Consider the following 18888-nt stretch of genomic DNA (forward strand, 5'->3'; position numbering starts at 1 on the left):
GGAACAGTGGTACATTAACATATTAACATTTGTAAACGATTGCCCCTTTGAGATTGCCCCTATGAAACCCAAGAACGCGCTTTTCGTTGCGGAGCAGGTGTGCCTAGTTGGTCATATTGTGGCGATGGCCTTTGGCTTAGCGGGGTTGCTCCTCGTCGTTCCCCATCCCGAGTTTATTCTGGCGTTGCCCGCCTGGGGTCAGCAGCTTTTTCAATGGAGTATGGGGAGTGGGGGTGTCGTTTATATTGTCCTCGGCGCACTGGCGATCGCCCTTCACACCTATCGCAACTTTGGCCTTGGCAAACTGCTTGGCTTTTTGCTGCCAGCGGTGGGCATTTCCCTTACCAGTGAACTGTTGGGGACGAGTACCGGCTTTCCCTTTGGCCATTATGGTTACCTCAGTGGTTTGGGGCACAAAATTGCTGGACTGGTGCCCTTCACCATTCCCCTCTCTTGGTTTTATATGGGGCTAGTCACGTTTCTTTTGGCCTACAGTGGCTTCATCAGTCGTCCGCTGCGGGAAGGCAAGGGCGTGGGCTTGGGGGCAGCCTTGATCACCGTGGGCTTGGGAGCAATCTTTTTAACCGCTTGGGATTTTGTCCTTGATCCGGCCATGAGTCAAACTGCCATTCCTTTTTGGCAATTTCAGGATGTCGGTGAATTCTTTGGGATGCCTTACCGCAACATTCTGGGATGGACGGGCACAGGAGCCGTATTTATGGGGCTGGCGATGATCACTTGGTGGCCAAAGCCAATGGTGGTGAACCGTGGGCAACTCATTACCCCCTTGGTGGTGTATCTGGTGAATTTTGCCTTTGGGGCGATGATTACCCTCACATCTTTGGATCAACGTTTTTGGATTCCGGCAACGCTGGGATTTGTTTTGGGGGTCGTGCCGGTCACAGCACTGTGGTGGTTTACTGAAGCCCCCCTAGAGAAAGTTCAAGGGGTCAACATCAATACTGAGGCGGGTTGAGCGGGGACACTGCGCCTTGAGGTGCATGAGAGCTGGGCTGAGGTGAGAAACTCGTTCTAGTTTGCCCTTGAGTAAAATTTGCCAGCGGTAGCGGCCAGCAATTTTGGCGATCGCGGCCGGGGCGGGGCCAAGTACTTCCCATTCTCCCTGAGAAACTGGGGCTAACGTTTGGAGCTGTTGGGCGATCGCCTGAGCCGTTGCGGCCACCTCCTCAGCATCGGGACTACTCAAGCGCAGAAGGATTAGTTGGGCATAGGGGGGATAGCCCAAGGGGGCACGGCTACTTAGCTCCTGGGTAGCAAAGGTGTCCCAGTCATAGGCTTTGACCGCTGTAATCACTGGATGCTGCGGCACATAGGTTTGGAGAATGACTTTACCGGGGTGTGTCCCCCGGCCTGATCGCCCCGCCACTTGGGTGAGGATTTGAAACGTGCGTTCTGCCGCCTGATAATCGGGCAAGTGCAGGAGACTATCGGCAGCCAAAATTCCCACGAGGGCGACCTGCGGCAGATCAATGCCCTTCGTCAGCATTTGTGTCCCCACCATCACATCAGCTTCGCCGGCGGCAAACTGAGCCAGTAACCGGCGATGGGCACCCTTGCGTTGGGTCGTATCACTGTCAAAGCGCAGAACTCGCAACTGCGGAAAGAGGCGATTCAGTTCACTCACCACCCGCTGCGTCCCGCCACCAAAGGGCTTGAGATAGGGGGAGGCACAACTGGGACAACGCTGCGGTACGGCTTGGCTATAGTTGCAATAGTGACAGCGCAGCACTTCCATCTCCTCGCCAAAGAGGTGTCCAGTGAGAGAGACGCTGCAATGGGGACAGTAGATCACTGTGCCACAACTGCGACAGGAGACAAAGGTACTGTGACCCCGCCGCGGTACAAAGAGAATTGCCTGCTGTCCCTGAAGATTCCCTAGAGCGTCTTGCAGCGGACGACTGAGCATGGAACGGTTGCCACGGTGTAATTCTTGGCGCATATCCACAAGGGTGATGGGGGGCAGGGGGGTGGCGTGGATACGCTGGGGAAGGGAAAGGATCTGAATCTGGCCGGTTTGGACAGCCTGCCAAGTGCTGAGGGCAGGGGTAGCGGTTCCTAAAATCAGGGGACACTGTTGCTGGCGCGATCGCCACTGGGCAACGGTACGGGCATGGTAGCAGGGCTGAGGTTGATCCTGTTTGTAGCCGCTGTCGTGCTCTTCATCCAGAATGATCAAACCCAAGCCCACCAAGGGCAGCAGAACCGCCGATCGCGTGCCAATGATTACCCGTGGCTGCGGCATCAGCGTCAACCGCCAAGTATCGTAGCGCTCCCCCTCACTGAGACCACTGTGATAGACCAACAGGCGTTCACCAAAGCGAGCACGCACGCGATCCGTCAGTTGAGGCGTCAAGCCAATCTCCGGCACTAGCAGCAAGGCCGATCGCCCTCGCCCTAGGCACTCAGCTATGGCTTGCAGATAGACTTCCGTTTTGCCCGACCCCGTCACCCCGTGCAGGAGAAAGGTTTGGGCACAGTCTAGGTGTGCTGAAATGGCTTGCAGGGCGGTGGCTTGGGCAGGGGTGAGGGCTTTTGGCCGATCCGGTGTCACCGCTACCCCCTGTTCAATGCGGCAGTGCTGCTGCTCGACAATGGCAATGTATCCTTTGGCGGCAAGGCGATGGAGCGTTTGGGCGGTGGTGCCGGTGGCCTTGACCACCTCTTGTAGCCAGCAATCGCGACCCTGCTGCTGCAAATAGCGGAGGATTTGGCGCTGCCGCTGCGTTAAGGTCTCGCCTTCACTATTGAGGAGGATCACTGCCTGCTGCTGTTTTGGCTGTTGACTAGCGGGTGCCGCTAAGTAGGTTTCCACCAAGCCAAGGCGTTCGAGTTCTGCGAGGGCACGCTCAACCTTGGGAAGCTGTTGCTGGAGGTAGCGCACACTGTAGTCCCCATTACCCTTGGTCTGGAGAAAGCGCAGCAGATGTTGCCCCTGTTCTGACAGGGGGGGAATCCCCTGTTGGCGCCGCAGGCGCACCCGCCGTTGCGATCGCCCCAAGACCCCCGGCGGCAGAGCAGTGCGCACCACTTGAATTAAAGGCGTGCAGTAGTACGTGGCAATTTGTTCTAACAACGCCCAATAGTCCTTGGGAAAAAGCTGCTGGTCAACCACTTCAAGGAGCGATCGCAACCGCTGCGGATCAACCGATGGGGCTACAGTTTCTAGTACCTCTAGGACAATGCCGCGCACCACTTGGGAGCCAAAGGGCACGTCCACCACCTCGCCCCCTTGGAGACACCAACCCGCAGGAACTTGGTAAGTGTAAGCCTCGCTTGCCGCCGGACAGTCCACAAGCACACTGGCGTAGAGAGAGGGTTGTTGAGGTGCTAAGGCCATCAGATGGTTTGATTGGTTTTCACTCAGACAGGCAGATAAACAACGTCCCCAACCACTGTACATACTTCTCTATTTCTTTAGATTTTCGCTATTCCACAACGCAGATTTGCTCCCTAGGCTGGGAGCTGGCGATTATGCGCTGGCCGGTGGTGCACCGCTTTCCCACAGGCACTGTTTTAAGAGCCAATATCACACCCGCAGGCTTTGCCACGATTACCGATAGTCGAGGATTGCCTTGGTTCAAGGTGTCCATTGGTGAGGAGAATCACATTTGCTTGGTGCGAGCTAACCACCGATTGATTCGTCCCTGCTAAGAATTTGGTTGTTTGCTTTAGAGGACATGGGAAAATAGGAAAGGCTGCTCCTCACCCAAGATTCTCCGTGACTGGTCTTTACGAAGCACAAACGATCGCGATCGCCCGTCAACTGTGGGCGGCTAGTCAAGAGTCCCGCAACTTTTTCAGTCAACTGCGGGAGCAAATGCGCATTGAAGATAAACTCCTCGGCTGGGCGATGGAACATCCGGGGCTACGGGTGCAACTCTTTCGCCTCATTGACTGCCTGCCGAGTCTGCGCAGTAAAGCCGAGGTGGCACGCCACTTGCAGGAGTACCTCAGTGACCCCAGTGTGGAGTTGCCGGAAGGCCTAAAAAAACTCTTGAACTTTGCTCAGCCGGATTCCCTGCCCGCCCAAGCAGCGGCAACCACCTTCACAACAGCGGTTCAAGCCCTTGCCCACAAGTACATTGCTGGTGAAACCACCGAGCAGGTGCTGAAAACCATTGGCCGCCTACGCAAGCAGGGCATGCTGGTGACGATGGATATTCTTGGGGAAGCGGTGATTACGGAGGCAGAGGCGCAGCAGTATTGCGATCGCTACCTTGACTTGATGCAGCAACTCAGCCCCTTGGGTCAGCGGGAAGGGGTGAATCCAGTCCAAGTCTCCGTGAAGCTGACGGCCTTCTACTCGCAGTTTGATCCTTTGGATGTGTCTGGCTGCCGTGCCAAGGTGGGGGAACCGATTCGGCGGCTGTTGCATCGTGCCCAAGAATTGGGGGTAGCGGTGCACTTTGACATGGAGCAGTATGCCTACAAAGACATTACCCTTGCAATCCTCAAGGACATTTTGCTAGAGCCAGAGTTTCGCGATCGCGCTGATGTCGGGCTGACCCTGCAAGCCTATTTGCGGGATAGTTACCAAGATGCCCAAGACCTGATTACTTGGGTGCAACAGCGGGGGACACCAATCACCGTGCGGGTGGTCAAGGGCGCCTACTGGGATCAAGAACTGATTAAGGCGGTACAAAATGACTGGCCATTGCCCGTCTATCAACACAAGCAAGATACCGACGCCAACTTTGAGCGGGTGATTGAACTGCTCCTGAGTCACCACACGCTTTTGCGCACAGCAGTTGCGAGTCATAATGTGCGTTCCCAAGCGCGGGCGATCGCGATCGCCCAACATCAGCACATTCCGCCCACGGCCATGGAATGCCAAGTTCTCTATGGTATGGCCGATAAACTTGCCAAGGCTCTTGTGGAAGCGGGGCAGACGGTGCGGGTCTATTGTCCCTACGGTGAGCTGATTCCGGGGATGGCCTACCTGATTCGGCGGCTCTTGGAAAATACGGCCAATAGTTCCTTTTTGCGCCAACAATTGGGAGCGGTAAATATTGACGCACTCTTGGCACCGCCAGAACCAACGGCAGACTTTAGGGCAGTGAACGTTCATCTGACCACCGGCAAGACCTCAACCTTTGTCAATGCCGCCAATAGCGACTATGCCCGCGCCAGCCAGCGGGAAGCGATTCAAGCGGCCTTAATTCATGTCCATCGCCAACTAGGGCAAACCTATACCCCCATCATCAATGGCGATCGCGTCAATACCCTCGAATACAGTGAGTCCCTCAACCCCTCACAGCCAGAGGAAATCGTGGGTCGCGTTGGCTTGGCCACCATTGAGGATGCCGATCATGCAATCCGGGCTGCCAAAGCCGCTCAAGCGCAGTGGCAACAGACTCCCGTAGCCGAACGGGCCATCCTGCTACGGCGGGCAGCGGATCTCCTCGAGGCACAACGCCATGAACTGGTAGCTTGGATGTGCTATGAAGTGGGCAAGGTGGTGGCGGAAGGGGATGCCGAAGTCTCCGAAGCCGTTGATTTTTGCCGCTACTACGCCGATGAAATGGAGCGCCTCAGCAGCGGCTATGACCGCAACTTTCCCGGTGAAACCAACCATTACCACTACCAAGGTCGCGGCATTGCAGTCGTCATTTCCCCTTGGAACTTTCCCCTAGCGATTCCCACCGGTATGACCGTGGCCGCCTTAGTCACAGGCAACTGTACCATCCTCAAGCCCGCGGATCCGGCGGCTGTGGTTGCAGCGAAGCTGGCTGAAATTCTCATTGCCGCTGGTTTTCCCCGCGGGGTATTTCAGTTTCTGCCGGGGCGAGGATCGGTGATTGGCCCCTATTTGACAAAACACCCCGATGTGCATCTCATTGCCTTTACTGGCTCCCAAGAGGTGGGTTGCCGCATTATTGCTGAGGCAGCGGTGTTGCAGCGGGGACAAACCCACATCAAACGGGTGATTGCTGAGATGGGGGGCAAAAACGCCATTATCATTGACGAAAGTGCCGACTTAGATCAGGCAGTGGCGGGGGTGGTGCAATCGGCCTTTGGCTACAGCGGCCAAAAATGCTCCGCCTGTTCGCGGGTGATTGTCCTCGAGTCCATCTATCAACCCTTTGTGCAGCGCTTAGTGGAGGCCACCAAGTCCCTCAATATTGGGCCTGCCCATTTGCCCAGTACCCGTGTTGGACCGGTGGTGACCGCAGCCGCCCGCGATCGCATTCAGGAATACATTGCCAAGGGACAGCGGGAAGCGGAACTGACCTTGAGTGTACCGGTACCGGAGGTGGGGTATTTTGTCTCCCCTACCATCTTTACCAACGTCCCCCCCACCGCCACGCTCGCCCAAGAGGAAATTTTTGGCCCGGTGCTAGCGGTACTGCGGGCAGAAACCTTCAGCCAAGCCCTTGAAATTGCCAATGCCACGGCCTATGCCCTGACGGGGGGGCTCTATTCGCGGACGCCGTCCCATATTCAGCAGGCCAAAGCCCAATTTGCCGTAGGGAACCTGTACATCAACCGTGGGATTACGAGGGCGATCGTCGATCGGCAGCCCTTTGGTGGCTTTAAGCTCTCAGGGATCGGTTCCAAAGCGGGTGGCCGCGATTACCTACTGCAATTTCTGGAACCGCGTGTCATTACCGAGAATGTGCAGCGCCAAGGGTTTGCCCCCATTGCCGGAGTGGATGATTGATGCCAAAGGGCACTCAGCTATTGGCCGACCTTCAGGAGCGCATCAGGGCAGCGGGCGCCATTTCCTTCTGTGAGTTTATGGCCTTGGCTCTCTATGCACCGCAGTGGGGCTACTACAACCGTCCCCAAATACAAATTGGTCGGCGCGGCGACTTTATCACGTCCAGTAGTCTGACGAGGGATTTTGCGGAACTGCTCACTGAGGCTTTTGTGCAGATGTGGCACGCCTTGGAGCGACCGCAGCAGTTTACCCTGTTGGAGATGGGGGCGGGTGAAGGCCAATTTGCGGCTGGGGTCTTGGGCTATAGCCAAGCGACCTACCCCGATTTCTTTACCGCCCTGGAGTACCAGATTCAAGAGCAGTCCCCCACTTTACGGGAACGCCAACGGCAACGCTTGGCTCCTTGGGGCGATCGCCTGCACTGGCTGGATTCTAGCACAGCGGCTGAACCCATCGTTGGCTGTATTTTTAGCAATGAACTCGTGGATGCATTCCCAGTGCATCGGCTGCAATGGCAGGGGAGCAATTGGCAGGAAATTTACGTCAGCCTCAATGCCCAAGGGGAGTTTCAAGAGGTTTTGCGTCCCTTGAGTGGCGATCGCATTCACAAGTACTTTGCCACCGTTGGCATTAATCCGCAGCAGCAGGGCTACAGCGACGGCTACCGTACCGAGGTTAATTTGAACCTCATCCCCTGGCTCAAGGATCTGAGTCAGCACCTAGAGCGGGGCTTTGTTCTCACCATTGACTATGGTTATCCCGCCCAGCAATACTATCATCCCGCCCGCTGTGAGGGTACCTTGCAGTGCTACTATCAACACCGCTGCCACGACAATCCCTACTGCTTTGTGGGCCAGCAGGACATTACGGCTCATGTGGATGTGACCGCCTTGACGCGCTATGGGGAGCACTTTGGCCTTGAAACCCTCTATGTCACCCGCCAGAGTTTATTTCTCATGGCCTTGGGTTTGGGCGATCGCCTACTAGCGCAACAACAGAGGAATGGCAATCTCCTCCAAGCTCTCAACCGCCATCAATCACTGCACCAACTCATTGACCCCCTTGGCCTCGGTGGCTTTTACGTCGTTCTCCAAGGCAAGCAAGCCACCCTCGATCTGCCGCAACTCAGGGAAGCGGATCAGGGATTCAGTTAATGACTAAGAGCCACATCCCGCTGGGGGACTGGCAAAACTGATCGGTAGTACTGCTCTAGTTGCTGGGTGGCCGCCGCCCAACTCCAGCGTTCAGCTTCTTGGCGGGCATTTTGGCGTAGGGTCTCGCGATCGCTCGGAGAGTCAAAGAGGCGCTGACAAGCCGTAATCGCTCCTGTAGAATCCGCTGGGTCAAACAAAAACCCATTCACCCCATCAGTGACAATATCCGGAATCCCCCCACTGTTGGCAGCCACCACAGGACAGCCTGCGGCCATCGCTTCTAAAAGAACCAAGCCAAGGGTTTCCGTGCGCGAGGGAAAGACAAAGACATCCGCCGAGGCAAAAGCTGCTGCCAAGCGTTCACCCCGCAGATAGCCCACAAAATGCGTGGGGGTACCCGCAAAGTGCTGTTCAAGGGCTTCCCGATGCGGACCATTGCCCACGAGTGCCAGTCGCGCCTGAGGAATCTGCTCCAGAATGGGTTTAATCTGCTCAATTTCCTTTTCCGCGGAGAGGCGACCAACGTAGAGCAATAGGGGGGCTTCTGGATGCCCTTGGCTGAGAAAGTAACGCATTTCTTGACTTTGGCGCTGCGGATGAAACAACTCCACATCTACCCCCCGCTGCCAGAGATCCAGATGGCGAATGCCGTGCGCTTTCAGTTCTGCCACCATTGCCGTTGAGGTACACAAGTTGAGTTGAGCACGGTTATGGGCCAACCGCAGCAGCGACCAGAGCACCTCTTCAAGAAACCCCAAGCCATAGTACTTCAGGTATTGCGGCAAATGGGTGTGGTAGGAAGCGACCAAAGGCAAGTGGAATTTCTGCGCATAGTACAGACCCGCTACCCCCAAGACCGCTGGGTTCGCTACATGGATCAGATCGGGTGCAAAGGCCTCTAGGGCTTGACCAATGGCGGGTCGCGGCAGGGCGAGTTTGAGTTCAGGATACAATGGGAGGGGAAAACCGGAGACACCGTAGATCTGCGCACCTTCATAATGGTCTAGCCCGCCTTCGGGAGCCACCACCAACACCTGATGGCCATTCCGTTGCAGATGTCGGACGGTTTGACACAAACGGGTCACAATGCCATCAATCTTGGGAAGAAAGGTCTCGGTAAATAGCGCGATCCGCATTTCGCTAACCTGAATGGGAGGGGGATTTTTCCCATTCTCGAATTAGGGGGGTCTTGACGCAACCCATAGGGGCAAAAAAGTTGCTTGTACTAGGAGGGGTGAACTGTGGCAAAGACAGAGTTACTAATGGCGATCGCTGGCCTGAATCGAGGCATTCTAGCCACACCGCGCGATCGCAAACAGGTGGCCGCCCTTGCCGCTTCCCTTGAAACCATGAATCCCACCCCCGATCCCCTCAATGCCCTCGAAAAACTTGCCGGGGATTGGCGACTCATCTACACCAGTAGTCAGGCGCTGCTTGCTCTAGATCGCTCCCCAATTGTCAAGCTGGGGCAAATTTATCAGTGCATTCGTCCGCAGCAGCAGCGCATCTACAATATCGCTGAACTCTACGGCTTGCCCTTCCTAGAGGGGATTATCAGTGTCTTGGCGCGGTTTGAACCCTTGACCCAACAGCGGGTACAGGTGTACTTTGAACGCTCCATTGTTGGGTTGCGTCAGTGGCTCAATTACTATTCTCCCTCCCAGTTCATTCCCCAACTCCACAGCCGTCAGCCGCTGATTGCCCTAGATGTCCCCCTCAACAGCAATGATCAACAGGGCTGGCTCGATATCACTTACCTTGATGAGGATTTGCGAATTGCCCGCGGCAATGAGGGGAGCCTTTTTGTCTTGAGCCGGGTTTAGGGACAATTCCCTGTACCGTTAAACTAGGGAAGAGTGGCACGATTCTCACCCCTGCTGCAATGGAAGCACAGCTGCCCCAGCAACTCAGTTTTCCATGGAATCCGATGCCTTCTGAACCGCTGGCTGAAGGTTCCCTAGCGGCTACTCCTGTTGCAGGGAGTGATAGTAGCCAAGAGCGCATCCGTTATTTAGAGCAGGCTATTGACCAATGCGAACACTATATTAACGAGCTGAAGCAGCAACTGCGCAATCAGGCCTTTTTGGAAGACTTACTTGCTCGCACTGAGGAAACCGCTCAGATTCAACAACAGGCAATCCTTGCCCTCCAAGAACAATTGCGCTCCCAAGCCACCTGTGCCCACGAGTTGGCCGAAATGAGCCACCATCGCCAATCCTTGGAAACGATTCTTCAGCAATCGCAAACGGAAATTGAGCACCTGCATCAGGAGGTGGATCGGCTCCTCAAGGCTCAAGATGCCCTCGAGGCTAAATTGGTGAATAGCCATCGCCTCCTGCGGCAACGGGAACAGGAATATCAACTCCTTGAATCCCAACTGCGCCAAGTCCAAGAGGAAAAAGCGCTGCTGCAAACTCGCCTTGAACAAGCCCGCTCAGAGTTGAGCGATCGCCAAACCCAACTGGATGATCTCAACCGTCGCCTCACCCAAGCCAACCATTTAATTGAAACCCAAGAACGGATCATCACTGCGCTGCAACAGGCACAAGGATCAGAGGTCAGCAAAAACAATGTTATTCAGGGACTGAGTAAAACCCTCCTAAAAACCCAAACCAAGCTCCAAGAACTGGAGCGGGAGTATCAGCAACAGCGCCTGCAATATATGACCACCCAGCACTACAACCAAGAGCTGGAGGCGCGCACTAGTCAACAACAGGAACGCCTACAACACCTAGAAGCCCAAATTGCCGAACTCCAAGAGCAAATTCTCCATCAGGCACAGCAGGCACGGGAGCAGGAAACCGCTGTTCAACACTGGAAGGATCGCTACACCGAGGCCGAGCGATCGCTAGCGCAGTTACAACGCGTCATTGCCCAAATGGCCACGGGTGGATCCATTTCCCTGAGTGAGGTTCCTTCTTAGGGAGGATGTTTGAACAAATCTAAATTTTGTATAATAAGCCATAGTCATTACGAGTTTGTTTATGGTCAAATTCATTGGTTGGGCAGGGAGTCTGCGGGATAGCTCCTACTCTCAAAGCGCCCTAGATGTTGCCATTGCCAAAGCAGCCGCCCAAGGGGTTACCGTTGAACGTCTGGATTTACGGCAAATGACGCTCCCCTTTTGTACCGGTGCTGAGAGCTACCCCGACTACCCCGATGTCGCCATCTTTCAAACCAAGGTCAAGGAAGCCGATGGTATTTTGCTGGTGACCCCGGAGTACCACGGCAGCGTTAGCGGTGTGCTCAAGAACTCCCTTGATCTCCTCAGCTTTGAACACCTCAGCGGCAAAGTGGTCGCCATGATGAGTGTCCTCGGTGGCCAAACCAACAGCAATGCCCTCAATGATCTGCGGGTGATCTTGCGCTGGGTACATGCGTGGGTGATTCCAGAACAGGTGGCCATTGGTCAGGCGTGGCAAGCCTTCACACCCGAGGGGCAATTGAGGGATCCCAAGCTCGATGAGCGAGTGGACAAAATGATTGCCAGTTGGATTCAGACCACCCGTCAACTACGAGAAGCAAGCGCCTAATTCAATCCCTCTTGCAGCCACTGCGCCACCTGCTTGGCATGGTAGGTGAGAATGACATCAGCACCTGCCCGCTTAAAGCCAAGAAGGGTTTCCAGCACCACTTTTTTCTCATCAATCCAGCCATTGCAGGCGGCGGCTTTCACCATTGCATATTCCCCGGAAACGTTGTAGGCGGCCACGGGAACATCGCTCACCTGCTTGAGTTGGGCAATGACATCCATGTAGGCAAGGGCAGGTTTCACCATCACCAGATCGGCGCCCTCCTCAATATCCAAGCTGACCTCCCGCACTGCTTCGCGGACATTGGCTGGATCCATTTGGTAGGTTTTTTTATCACCAAACTTCGGTGCCGAATCTAAAGCATCGCGAAAAGGGCCATAGTAGGCGGAGGCGTATTTCGCAGAGTAGGCGAGAATCCCCACGTGGGTATAGCCTGCGGCATCTAGACCCGCCCGAATGGCACCGACACGGCCATCCATCATATCTGACGGAGCAACAAAATCAGCCCCGGCAGCCGCTTGACTCACTGCCTGTTTCACCAGCACCTCTACGGTTTCGTCATTGAGAATTTCGCCATCTTTGACAATGCCATCGTGGCCTTCGCTGCTGTAGGGATCAAGGGCGACATCGGTAAAGATCAGCAGGTCGGGTAAGACAGCCTTAATGGCACGTACCGATCGCTGGACAAGACCCTCAGGATTGTAGCTTTCGGTGCCAGCATTGTCCTTGAGGTGCTCAGGCACAAGGGGAAATAGCGCGATCGCCCCAATTCCCAAGGCATAGACCTCCTTCAGCTCTAAAATCAGGCGATCCAGCGTATAGCGATAGCAGTCGGGCATTGAGGGGACTTCCTGCACCTGATCTTCCCCCTCCATGACAAAGACCGGATAGATCAAATCCCCTGTGGTTAGGGTATGCTCGCGCACCAAGCGACGAATTTGAGCCGTGCGGCGTAAACGGCGAGGCCGATGGGTTAGCTCCATAATTCAACAATCAAAAACTCAGTAATGTCCCAGTTCAAACGGCTGTGAGTCAGCACGTACAACCTTTGGATTATTTCCGCATTATCTCACCTTGAGGGATCAAGACTGTGGGCGGTGCAGGATGCTTACAAACGTTTACGAACAACTTCAGTGTTCAAGCGGGTTGCAGATAGGGCAAGGCCAGATAGAAACTGGTGACGGTCTTGGCATCTTTCACTTGACCACTATGAATCGCAGCGGCCAAGTCAGCTAGAGAAAACTCCACGATTTCAATGTGCTCGTCGGTGTCCTGAGGCGGGGGTGTCTCTAGTTTTTCCAGCTCAGTGGCCAAGTAGGCGTAGATCACTTCATCAGAATAGCCGGGGGCAATGTAAAACTCTCCCAGTTTTTGCCAATGGTGGGCGCGGTAGCCCGTTTCCTCTTCAATCTCGCGCTCAATGGTGGCAAAAGGCTTTTCGTGATCCTCAACGGTGCCCGCTGGGAACTCCAGCAGATATTCCTCAGTGGCAAAGCGGTATTGTTTGACAAGGATCAGGTTGCCCTCTGGGGTCACCGGCACAGCTAATGCCCCCCCTGGATGCCGCACAGTTCCCAAGATCGAGACAGACCCATGGGGCAAGCGATATTGATTGACCTCAAAGGTAAACTTACGACTGCGGCAAAAGCAGTGGCGTTCGAGGACTTCGGGGGGGATTTTCGTCATAGAGGTTAGACAAGGGTGCGATCGGTGAGAATTTCGTAGCCCGTTTTGGTGACCAAGACCGTGTGCTCAAATTGGGCAGAGAGGGAATTATCAACCGTAACCGCTGTCCAGCGATCGCGCAAAATCCGCACCTGTTTTGAACCCGCATTCACAATGGGTTCAATGGCCAAGGTCATCCCCGCCCGTAGCCGCACATTCTTAAGTTCATTGGTGCGGAAGTTAAATACCGAAGGTTCTTCGTGGAGATTGCGCCCCACGCCGTGGCCAGTAAAGTCCTCGACCACAACAAAGCCATTGGCTTCGACATAATCTTGAATAGCACCCGCCAAATCCATGAGGTAGTTGCCTTCTTTAACCTGCTCAATGCCGCGGTAGAGGGCTTCTTCAGCCACTTTTACCAGCTTGGCCGCTTCCTCGGAGATTTCCCCCACTGGAATCGTAATGCAAGAGTCGCCATGGAAGCCATTGTAGTAGGCACCGGTATCAATCTTAACGATGTCGCCATTGCGAATCACTTTGCGGGGGCTGGGAATGCCATGAACCACCTCGTTGTTGATGCAAGCGCAAATGGAGGCCGGAAAGCCCTGATAGCCTTTGAAGCTCGGTGTTGCCCCCATTTCGCGGATGCGTTTCTCGGCATAGGCATCGAGATCCGCCGTCGTCATGCCCGGCTCGATCATCTGGGAAATTTCCTTGAGCACCGTCGCCACAATGCGCGAGGCCTGCCGCATAATCTCAATTTCTCGCTTGGACTTAATTTCAATGCCACGGCGGGGACGGGTTTGAATGGGGGTGGTGGGGGGAGTGAGCAGACTACCAAGGATATTCATGGGCGCGATGCAACCGCAAAAATCGTTCTTTTTCAGGATAACGCTGTTGCGCTGATCAGGGGAATGTCAATTTTATCCTTGAGGGATGGGTGAACGAACATGCGCTTGATAGAGCTGCTTAAATCGCCGCTGTTGCTGGCCGTGATCCACAATTGGCAAGGGATAACCGCAGCGATGCCGCTCTAGGGGAGAAATAGTTCCCGTCACCAAATCTGCCGTATCGAGGGATTTCAACTCCGGCAGCCAACGGCGAATATACTCCGCCTCAGGATCAAATTTTTGCGCTTGACTGGCTGGGTTAAAAATCCGCAGCGGCTTTGGATCCATCCCACTAGAGGCACTCCACTGCCAACCGCCATTATTGGCTGCCAAGTCGCCATCAATCAGTTTTTGCATAAAGTACCGCTCACCCCATTGGGGATTGATGATCAAGTCCTTAGTGAGGAAACTGGCCACAATCATGCGGCAGCGGTTATGCATCCAACCCGTTTCATTGAGTTGGCGCATGGCGGCATCCACAATTGGGTAACCGGTGCGACCCTCACACCAAGCCGCAAAGTGTTCTGCGTGATTCAGCCAAGGAAAAGTGGCAAATCGTTCACGATGGGGACGCTCCGCCAAGTGGGGAAACCAATAGAGGGCGTGCTGATAAAACTCCCGCCACGCCAATTCCTGCTGCCACGTGCGAATACTCGTTTTTGCCTCTTCACTGCGGGCTGCGGCCATAGCGGCCTGACTGGCTGCCCAGACACGACGAATACCAATGACACCGAACTTGAGGGCAGGGCTTAAGAGGGAGGTTCCAGGTTGCGCTGGATAGTTGCGCTGCTCACCATAGTCTTGAATGTGCTGGCCAATAAATGTCTCCAGTTGTGCTTGGGCGGCGGCTTCACCGGGAGCAAGGATCAGTTCTCCTGACCAATGAAATCCCAAATCCTTGGCAGTGGGGAGAGAAATCGCCCCCAAGGTTCGTGCAGTTGCTTGTTCTATTGCGGTGAGGGGTTCGAGGTGGCTGGGGCTGGGGACAGGCTCTGGTTTAGCTAGGCTTGACCAGTTGCGCCAAAAGGGGGAATAGACGGTGTAGGGCTGCCCCTGTTTTGTTTGTACGGCCTCTGGGGGATGCAGGAGTTGATCCCAAGCAGTTTCCACAGCAATTCCCTTTTCCTTGAGGGCAGCAGCCACAGCGCGATCGCGATCGCGACCGTAGGGTTCCACATCCTCATGCCAATGCACCGCCACCGCCCCTAAGCCACTGGCCACTTGGGGCAGAATTTGACGCGGGTCACCATGAAAAATTAAAAAGCTCCCCCCAAGTCGCTGATAGGCTTCTTGCAAGGCCTGTAGGCAACCCACGAGGTATGTCACCCGCACCGCCGCAATGTCCGAGGCACTGAGAATCGCCGGGTCAAAGCAAAAAATGCCAACCACTTTGGGAGTTTGGGTGTAGGCAGCCGCCAACCCCACACTGTCACTCAGGCGCAGATCGCGACGATGCCAAAAGAGGCGCAGGCTCATCACCCGTCCATCCTAGGCGCACTAGAAAATAGCGCCAATACATTCATTGATTGCGGCTTTAACTTCCGGGGGTTCATTGTCGGCAGTCATTTTCTGAAATTCCTCATAGCTCATTTTTTCTTGGAGGCGGTTTATCAGGCAAGTGCAATAGCGATGCCGCGATCGCCAAAGCCGGGAGGCGCTTGCGCCGCAAATTTGGTTTGACACTCCTGCATAAAGACCGCGATCGCCTCTGGGGGATAAGTCGCCGCTGGCGTTTCTTGGGCGAAAATAGATAAACTCAGCAATCCCAGACCGCTACTGCTGAGAAGGCTCATCACGAGTTTGGAGAATTTCATTGGGGCGACTCCTAGGGGCAATACCTGATGCGGTTCTGGCAAAGAGCTTCCTGCGGTTGCTGCACTTCCAAACTTTTGTTGAGTTAGCGATCAAGTCATAGACAAGGATGCCACGTTTATCTATACTTGTCTTCTATCGTTTTGTGTGTGCAGTTATCGGCAAAGGAGGCTCTCATTTCTGAACCACTTGCCCTCACCCAAAGCCTAAGAGGTACCCGTGAGATTCGCGATAACTATCAAGTGTTTCGCCTGACGGGTCTCATTGATGCGTTCTCCGAGTCGGCCTTTCGCAAGGTCATTAGTAAGTGTTTTGACGATGGGCCTGCCAACGTCATCTTAGACCTTTCAAAAATTGAGTTTATTGACAGCTCTGGCCTCGGCATTTTGGTACAACTGGCCAAAAAAGCCCAAGAGCATCAGGGTCAACTGCAAATTGTCACCAATCCCCGCGTCACCCAAACGGTCAAACTCGTGCGTTTAGAGAACTTTTTGCCCCTTCAGCCGGATCTGGCGACGGCGATCGCCCAAATTACTGGCGAAACCCATTCCTAAACATTCTGTTCCTGTGGCAGTAAAACTAAGGGGGGTCTTTTTAGCTGAAACGTCATGCTGGACTCTGCTGGATTATTGCCCCTTGTTCCCCCCAAAATTCCCGCCCATCAACTGCCACCGGCGGCTTTGGCCTACGTTGGCGACGCCGTTTATGAACTCTTTATCCGCTGGCTTTTTCTAACCCCCCCCCAACGTATTAATACCTACCACCGCCAAGTGGTGGCGCATGTGCGTGCCGAAAGTCAAGCCCGTTATATGGACTTCCTCTGGCAGCATTGCACCGAAACCGAACGCTCGATTTTTCGTCAGGGTCGCAATGCGGCTGCCGATGGCCCAAAGCGAGTTGCCGCAAAAATTTACCGTCAAGCTACTGGCTTTGAAGCCCTACTGGGATACCTCTACCTCACCAATCCGCAACGCCTACAGGAGATTTTTCAACTACTTGAGCGGCACATTCGCAATGAAATGAACAGCAATATCGACGAAGCAGAATCCCGTAATGAAATGTAACCACTGCGTGATAGGATGCTTAGTGGCCAGTTCAAGGCATCCTCGGATGCTCCCTATTCTGCTGTGACCGTTCCCGATTCTGCTTCAGCACCCTCTGTGCCATCAACCATTGCCAATTCCCCAAAGAAGGGCGGCTCGATGGCCGAGTTTTATCAACTCTGTCGCGAATTATTCACGACAAGCCTTGTGCTGATGGCGATCGCCTTTGGAGCGGTTTGGCTGATTTACGGCCTGAACACAGCGTTGAATTACCTTTTGGGGGCAAGTGCGAGCCTAATTTATCTGCGGCTCCTCGCCCGCAGTGTGGAGCGCCTAGGAAACGACCAGAAAAAGCTGGGGAAAACGCAGCTCCTTGTCGTCGTGGTTGTGATTATTTTGGCAGCCCGTTGGCAAGAGCTACATATTATTCCAGTGTTCTTGGGGTTCTTAACCTACAAAGCCGCCATTCTGGTCTATATGTTTCGTACGGTTTTGCCGTCCCCTTAACGCTGGCTCACTGTAGTGCTTAGACAACCGAGCGCGGAGGCATGATGCCTTTGATACACCTTTGGACAGCTCTTCCCCTTGCCAAGTTGGAGGTGGGGCACCATTTCTACTGGCATATTGGCAACCTAAAAGTTCACGGTCAAGTCTTCATCACCACTTGGTTTGTGATGGCCATTCTGATTGCGGCGGCCTTTGCCGCCTCGCGGAATATCCAACGGGTGCCCAGTGGTATTCAAAACTTGATGGAATACGCGCTGGAATTCATCCGCGATTTGACCAAGAGCCAAATGGGTGAGCACGAGTACCGAGCTTGGGTTCCCTTTGTGGGGACACTGTTCCTGTTCATTTTTGTTTGTAACTGGTCAGGCGCACTGGTACCGTGGAAACTCATCGAACTGCCAGAAGGGGAGCTAGCAGCACCCACCAATGACATCAATACCACCGTGGCCTTGGCTTTGCTGGTCTCCTTGGCCTATTTCTACGCCGGGCTACGCAAGCGGGGGCTGAAGTATTTCACCAAGTACATCGAGCCAACGCCCGTCTTACTTCCCATTGCCATCTTGGAAGATTTTACAAAACCGCTTTCCCTGAGCTTCCGTCTTTTTGGCAACATCTTGGCGGATGAATTGGTGGTGGGGGTCTTGGTGTTGCTGGTGCCCTTGTTTGTGCCCTTGCCCGTGATGGCCTTGGGACTCTTTACCAGTGCCATTCAAGCCCTTGTGTTTGCCACCCTTGCAGCCACCTATATTGGGGAGGCCATGGAGGGACATGGCGGCGAGCACGAAGAGGCGCACTCCTAAAAGGGGTACATACCCTGCTATTGTTATCTCTGGAAATTTTGTTTCGTCCTACTACGTCTCGAGGAAATCAACTATGGATCCGTTAGTCGCTTCTGCTTCTGTTTTGGCTGCTGCTCTGGCAATTGGTTTGGCATCGCTTGGGCCTGGGATTGGTCAAGGGAATGCCTCTGGTCAAGCCGTGGAAGGGATTGCGCGGCAACCGGAAGCGGAAGGTAAAATTCGGGGTACACTGCTGCTGACCTTGGCATTCATGGAGTCGCTGACCATCTACGGTCTGGTGATTGCGCTGGTGCTCCTGTTTGCCAACCCCTTTGCATCCTAATTAACCCCAGTGGGGGAGGCTTGGATGAGCTTTCCCCCGATCCCCCATTCTGGAGAGGCTGATGTTTGATTTTGATGCCACCCTACCCCTGATGGCTGTGCAATTCTTAATCTTGACCGTCATTTTGAATGCGCTGCTGTACAAGCCCTTGGGTCAGGCGCTGGACAATCGGGATGAATATATCCGAACCAACTTGCAGCAGGCCAAGGAGCGGTTGCAACAGGCCACTGAACTGGCTCAGCAGTATGAGCAGGAATTGGCCAGTACCCGTCGCCAAGCCCAAGCCTTGATTGAAGAGGCCAGAGCCGAGGCACAAAAAATTGCCACCGCCGAAATTGCCGAAGCACAGCAGGCCGTGCAGGCAGAGTTACTCAAGATTCAAGCAGAGATTGATCAGCAAAAGCAGGCGACACTGCAAGCGCTTGAGGGTCAAGTTGCCAGCTTGAGTGAACAGTTATTAGCGAAGTTACTGGCCTAGGA

The 18888-nt window shown here is 54.5% G+C and carries 20 protein-coding genes; 13 read left to right on the forward strand and 7 right to left on the reverse strand.

Annotation, left to right across the window (positions count from 1 at the left end; translation table 11 throughout):
• The first annotated feature begins 61 nt into the window (after positions 1 to 61).
• Entirely contained in the window at positions 62 to 976 is a 915-nt protein-coding gene (cruF, locus tag RHJ80_RS07615; protein ID WP_302676252.1) for a gamma-carotene 1'-hydroxylase CruF, read from the forward strand.
• Here cruF and priA read toward each other — a convergent pair.
• Entirely contained in the window at positions 932 to 3358 is a 2427-nt protein-coding gene (gene priA, locus RHJ80_RS07620) for a primosomal protein N' (protein ID WP_310800704.1), read from the reverse strand. The genes cruF and priA overlap by 45 nt on opposite strands.
• Before the next feature lie 134 nt (positions 3359 to 3492).
• On the opposite strand from priA, the gene RHJ80_RS07625 reads away from it, so the two are divergent.
• The 3 genes from RHJ80_RS07625 to RHJ80_RS07635 all read left to right on the forward strand — a co-directional run bounded on the left by RHJ80_RS07625 (position 3493) and on the right by RHJ80_RS07635 (position 7836).
• Positions 3493 to 3672 (forward strand): hypothetical protein, encoded by a 180-nt coding sequence (locus RHJ80_RS07625; RefSeq protein ID WP_206199660.1) that lies wholly within the window; start codon positions 3493 to 3495, stop codon positions 3670 to 3672.
• A gap of 67 nt (positions 3673 to 3739) precedes the next feature.
• Positions 3740 to 6682 (forward strand): L-glutamate gamma-semialdehyde dehydrogenase, encoded by a 2943-nt coding sequence (gene pruA, locus RHJ80_RS07630; RefSeq protein ID WP_310800705.1) that lies wholly within the window; start codon positions 3740 to 3742, stop codon positions 6680 to 6682.
• Positions 6682 to 7836, forward strand: coding sequence for a class I SAM-dependent methyltransferase (locus RHJ80_RS07635; RefSeq protein WP_310800706.1), 1155 nt, complete (start codon positions 6682 to 6684; stop codon positions 7834 to 7836). The genes pruA and RHJ80_RS07635 overlap by 1 nt, the downstream gene beginning before the upstream one ends.
• Here the strand turns inward: RHJ80_RS07635 and RHJ80_RS07640 are convergent.
• Positions 7833 to 8972: a glycosyltransferase family 1 protein gene (locus RHJ80_RS07640; protein WP_310742849.1), complete on the reverse strand. Its 1140-nt coding sequence runs from the start codon at positions 8970 to 8972 to the stop codon at positions 7833 to 7835. The genes RHJ80_RS07635 and RHJ80_RS07640 overlap by 4 nt on opposite strands.
• Before the next feature lie 105 nt (positions 8973 to 9077).
• Here RHJ80_RS07640 and RHJ80_RS07645 point away from each other — a divergent pair, with 105 nt between their 5' ends.
• The 3 genes from RHJ80_RS07645 (at position 9078) to RHJ80_RS07655 (ending at position 11369) form a co-directional block, all read left to right on the forward strand.
• Positions 9078 to 9659: a PAP/fibrillin family protein gene (locus RHJ80_RS07645; RefSeq protein ID WP_286649886.1), complete on the forward strand. Its 582-nt coding sequence runs from the start codon at positions 9078 to 9080 to the stop codon at positions 9657 to 9659.
• A gap of 104 nt (positions 9660 to 9763) precedes the next feature.
• Entirely contained in the window at positions 9764 to 10759 is a 996-nt protein-coding gene (locus RHJ80_RS07650) for a hypothetical protein (RefSeq protein ID WP_310800707.1), read from the forward strand.
• A 61-nt stretch (positions 10760 to 10820) separates the two neighbouring features.
• Entirely contained in the window at positions 10821 to 11369 is a 549-nt protein-coding gene (locus tag RHJ80_RS07655; RefSeq protein ID WP_310800709.1) for an NAD(P)H-dependent oxidoreductase, read from the forward strand.
• Here the strand turns inward: RHJ80_RS07655 and hemB are convergent.
• The 5 genes from hemB to RHJ80_RS07680 all read right to left on the reverse strand — a co-directional run bounded on the left by hemB (position 11366) and on the right by RHJ80_RS07680 (position 15738).
• Positions 11366 to 12352, reverse strand: a complete 987-nt coding sequence (hemB, locus tag RHJ80_RS07660) for a porphobilinogen synthase (protein ID WP_310800710.1) — start codon at positions 12350 to 12352, stop codon at positions 11366 to 11368. The genes RHJ80_RS07655 and hemB overlap by 4 nt on opposite strands.
• A gap of 154 nt (positions 12353 to 12506) precedes the next feature.
• Positions 12507 to 13055 (reverse strand): NUDIX hydrolase, encoded by a 549-nt coding sequence (locus RHJ80_RS07665; protein WP_149818284.1) that lies wholly within the window; start codon positions 13053 to 13055, stop codon positions 12507 to 12509.
• A 5-nt stretch (positions 13056 to 13060) separates the two neighbouring features.
• Positions 13061 to 13885, reverse strand: a complete 825-nt coding sequence (map, locus tag RHJ80_RS07670) for a type I methionyl aminopeptidase (protein ID WP_206199667.1) — start codon at positions 13883 to 13885, stop codon at positions 13061 to 13063.
• A gap of 72 nt (positions 13886 to 13957) precedes the next feature.
• Positions 13958 to 15403 (reverse strand): deoxyribodipyrimidine photo-lyase, 8-HDF type, encoded by a 1446-nt coding sequence (locus RHJ80_RS07675; RefSeq protein WP_315862885.1) that lies wholly within the window; start codon positions 15401 to 15403, stop codon positions 13958 to 13960.
• A gap of 131 nt (positions 15404 to 15534) precedes the next feature.
• Complete coding sequence (locus RHJ80_RS07680; protein WP_302677977.1) at positions 15535 to 15738, reverse strand: hypothetical protein; 204 nt, start codon at positions 15736 to 15738, stop codon at positions 15535 to 15537.
• A gap of 141 nt (positions 15739 to 15879) precedes the next feature.
• Here RHJ80_RS07680 and RHJ80_RS07685 point away from each other — a divergent pair, with 141 nt between their 5' ends.
• The 6 genes from RHJ80_RS07685 to RHJ80_RS07710 all read left to right on the forward strand — a co-directional run bounded on the left by RHJ80_RS07685 (position 15880) and on the right by RHJ80_RS07710 (position 18886).
• Entirely contained in the window at positions 15880 to 16290 is a 411-nt protein-coding gene (locus RHJ80_RS07685; protein ID WP_225901526.1) for an STAS domain-containing protein, read from the forward strand.
• Between the two features lie 54 nt (positions 16291 to 16344).
• Positions 16345 to 16800, forward strand: a complete 456-nt coding sequence (locus RHJ80_RS07690; protein WP_206199670.1) for a Mini-ribonuclease 3 — start codon at positions 16345 to 16347, stop codon at positions 16798 to 16800.
• A 15-nt stretch (positions 16801 to 16815) separates the two neighbouring features.
• The gene (locus RHJ80_RS07695; protein WP_149818296.1) at positions 16816 to 17286 is read left to right on the forward strand and encodes an ATP synthase subunit I; all 471 of its coding nucleotides are present in this window, start codon (positions 16816 to 16818) and stop codon (positions 17284 to 17286) included.
• 41 nt (positions 17287 to 17327) lie between these two features.
• Complete coding sequence (atpB, locus tag RHJ80_RS07700; protein ID WP_149818298.1) at positions 17328 to 18086, forward strand: F0F1 ATP synthase subunit A; 759 nt, start codon at positions 17328 to 17330, stop codon at positions 18084 to 18086.
• Between the two features lie 73 nt (positions 18087 to 18159).
• A complete protein-coding gene (gene atpE / locus RHJ80_RS07705) occupies positions 18160 to 18408 on the forward strand; it encodes an ATP synthase F0 subunit C (protein ID WP_009767951.1) in 249 nt (82 codons plus the stop codon).
• 61 nt (positions 18409 to 18469) lie between these two features.
• Positions 18470 to 18886 (forward strand): F0F1 ATP synthase subunit B', encoded by a 417-nt coding sequence (locus RHJ80_RS07710; protein WP_206199672.1) that lies wholly within the window; start codon positions 18470 to 18472, stop codon positions 18884 to 18886.
• Positions 18887 to 18888: the final 2 nt, after the last annotated feature.

The organism is Thermosynechococcus sp. QS41, assembly GCF_031583515.1.
Lineage (GTDB): Bacteria > Cyanobacteriota > Cyanobacteriia > Thermosynechococcales > Thermosynechococcaceae > Thermosynechococcus.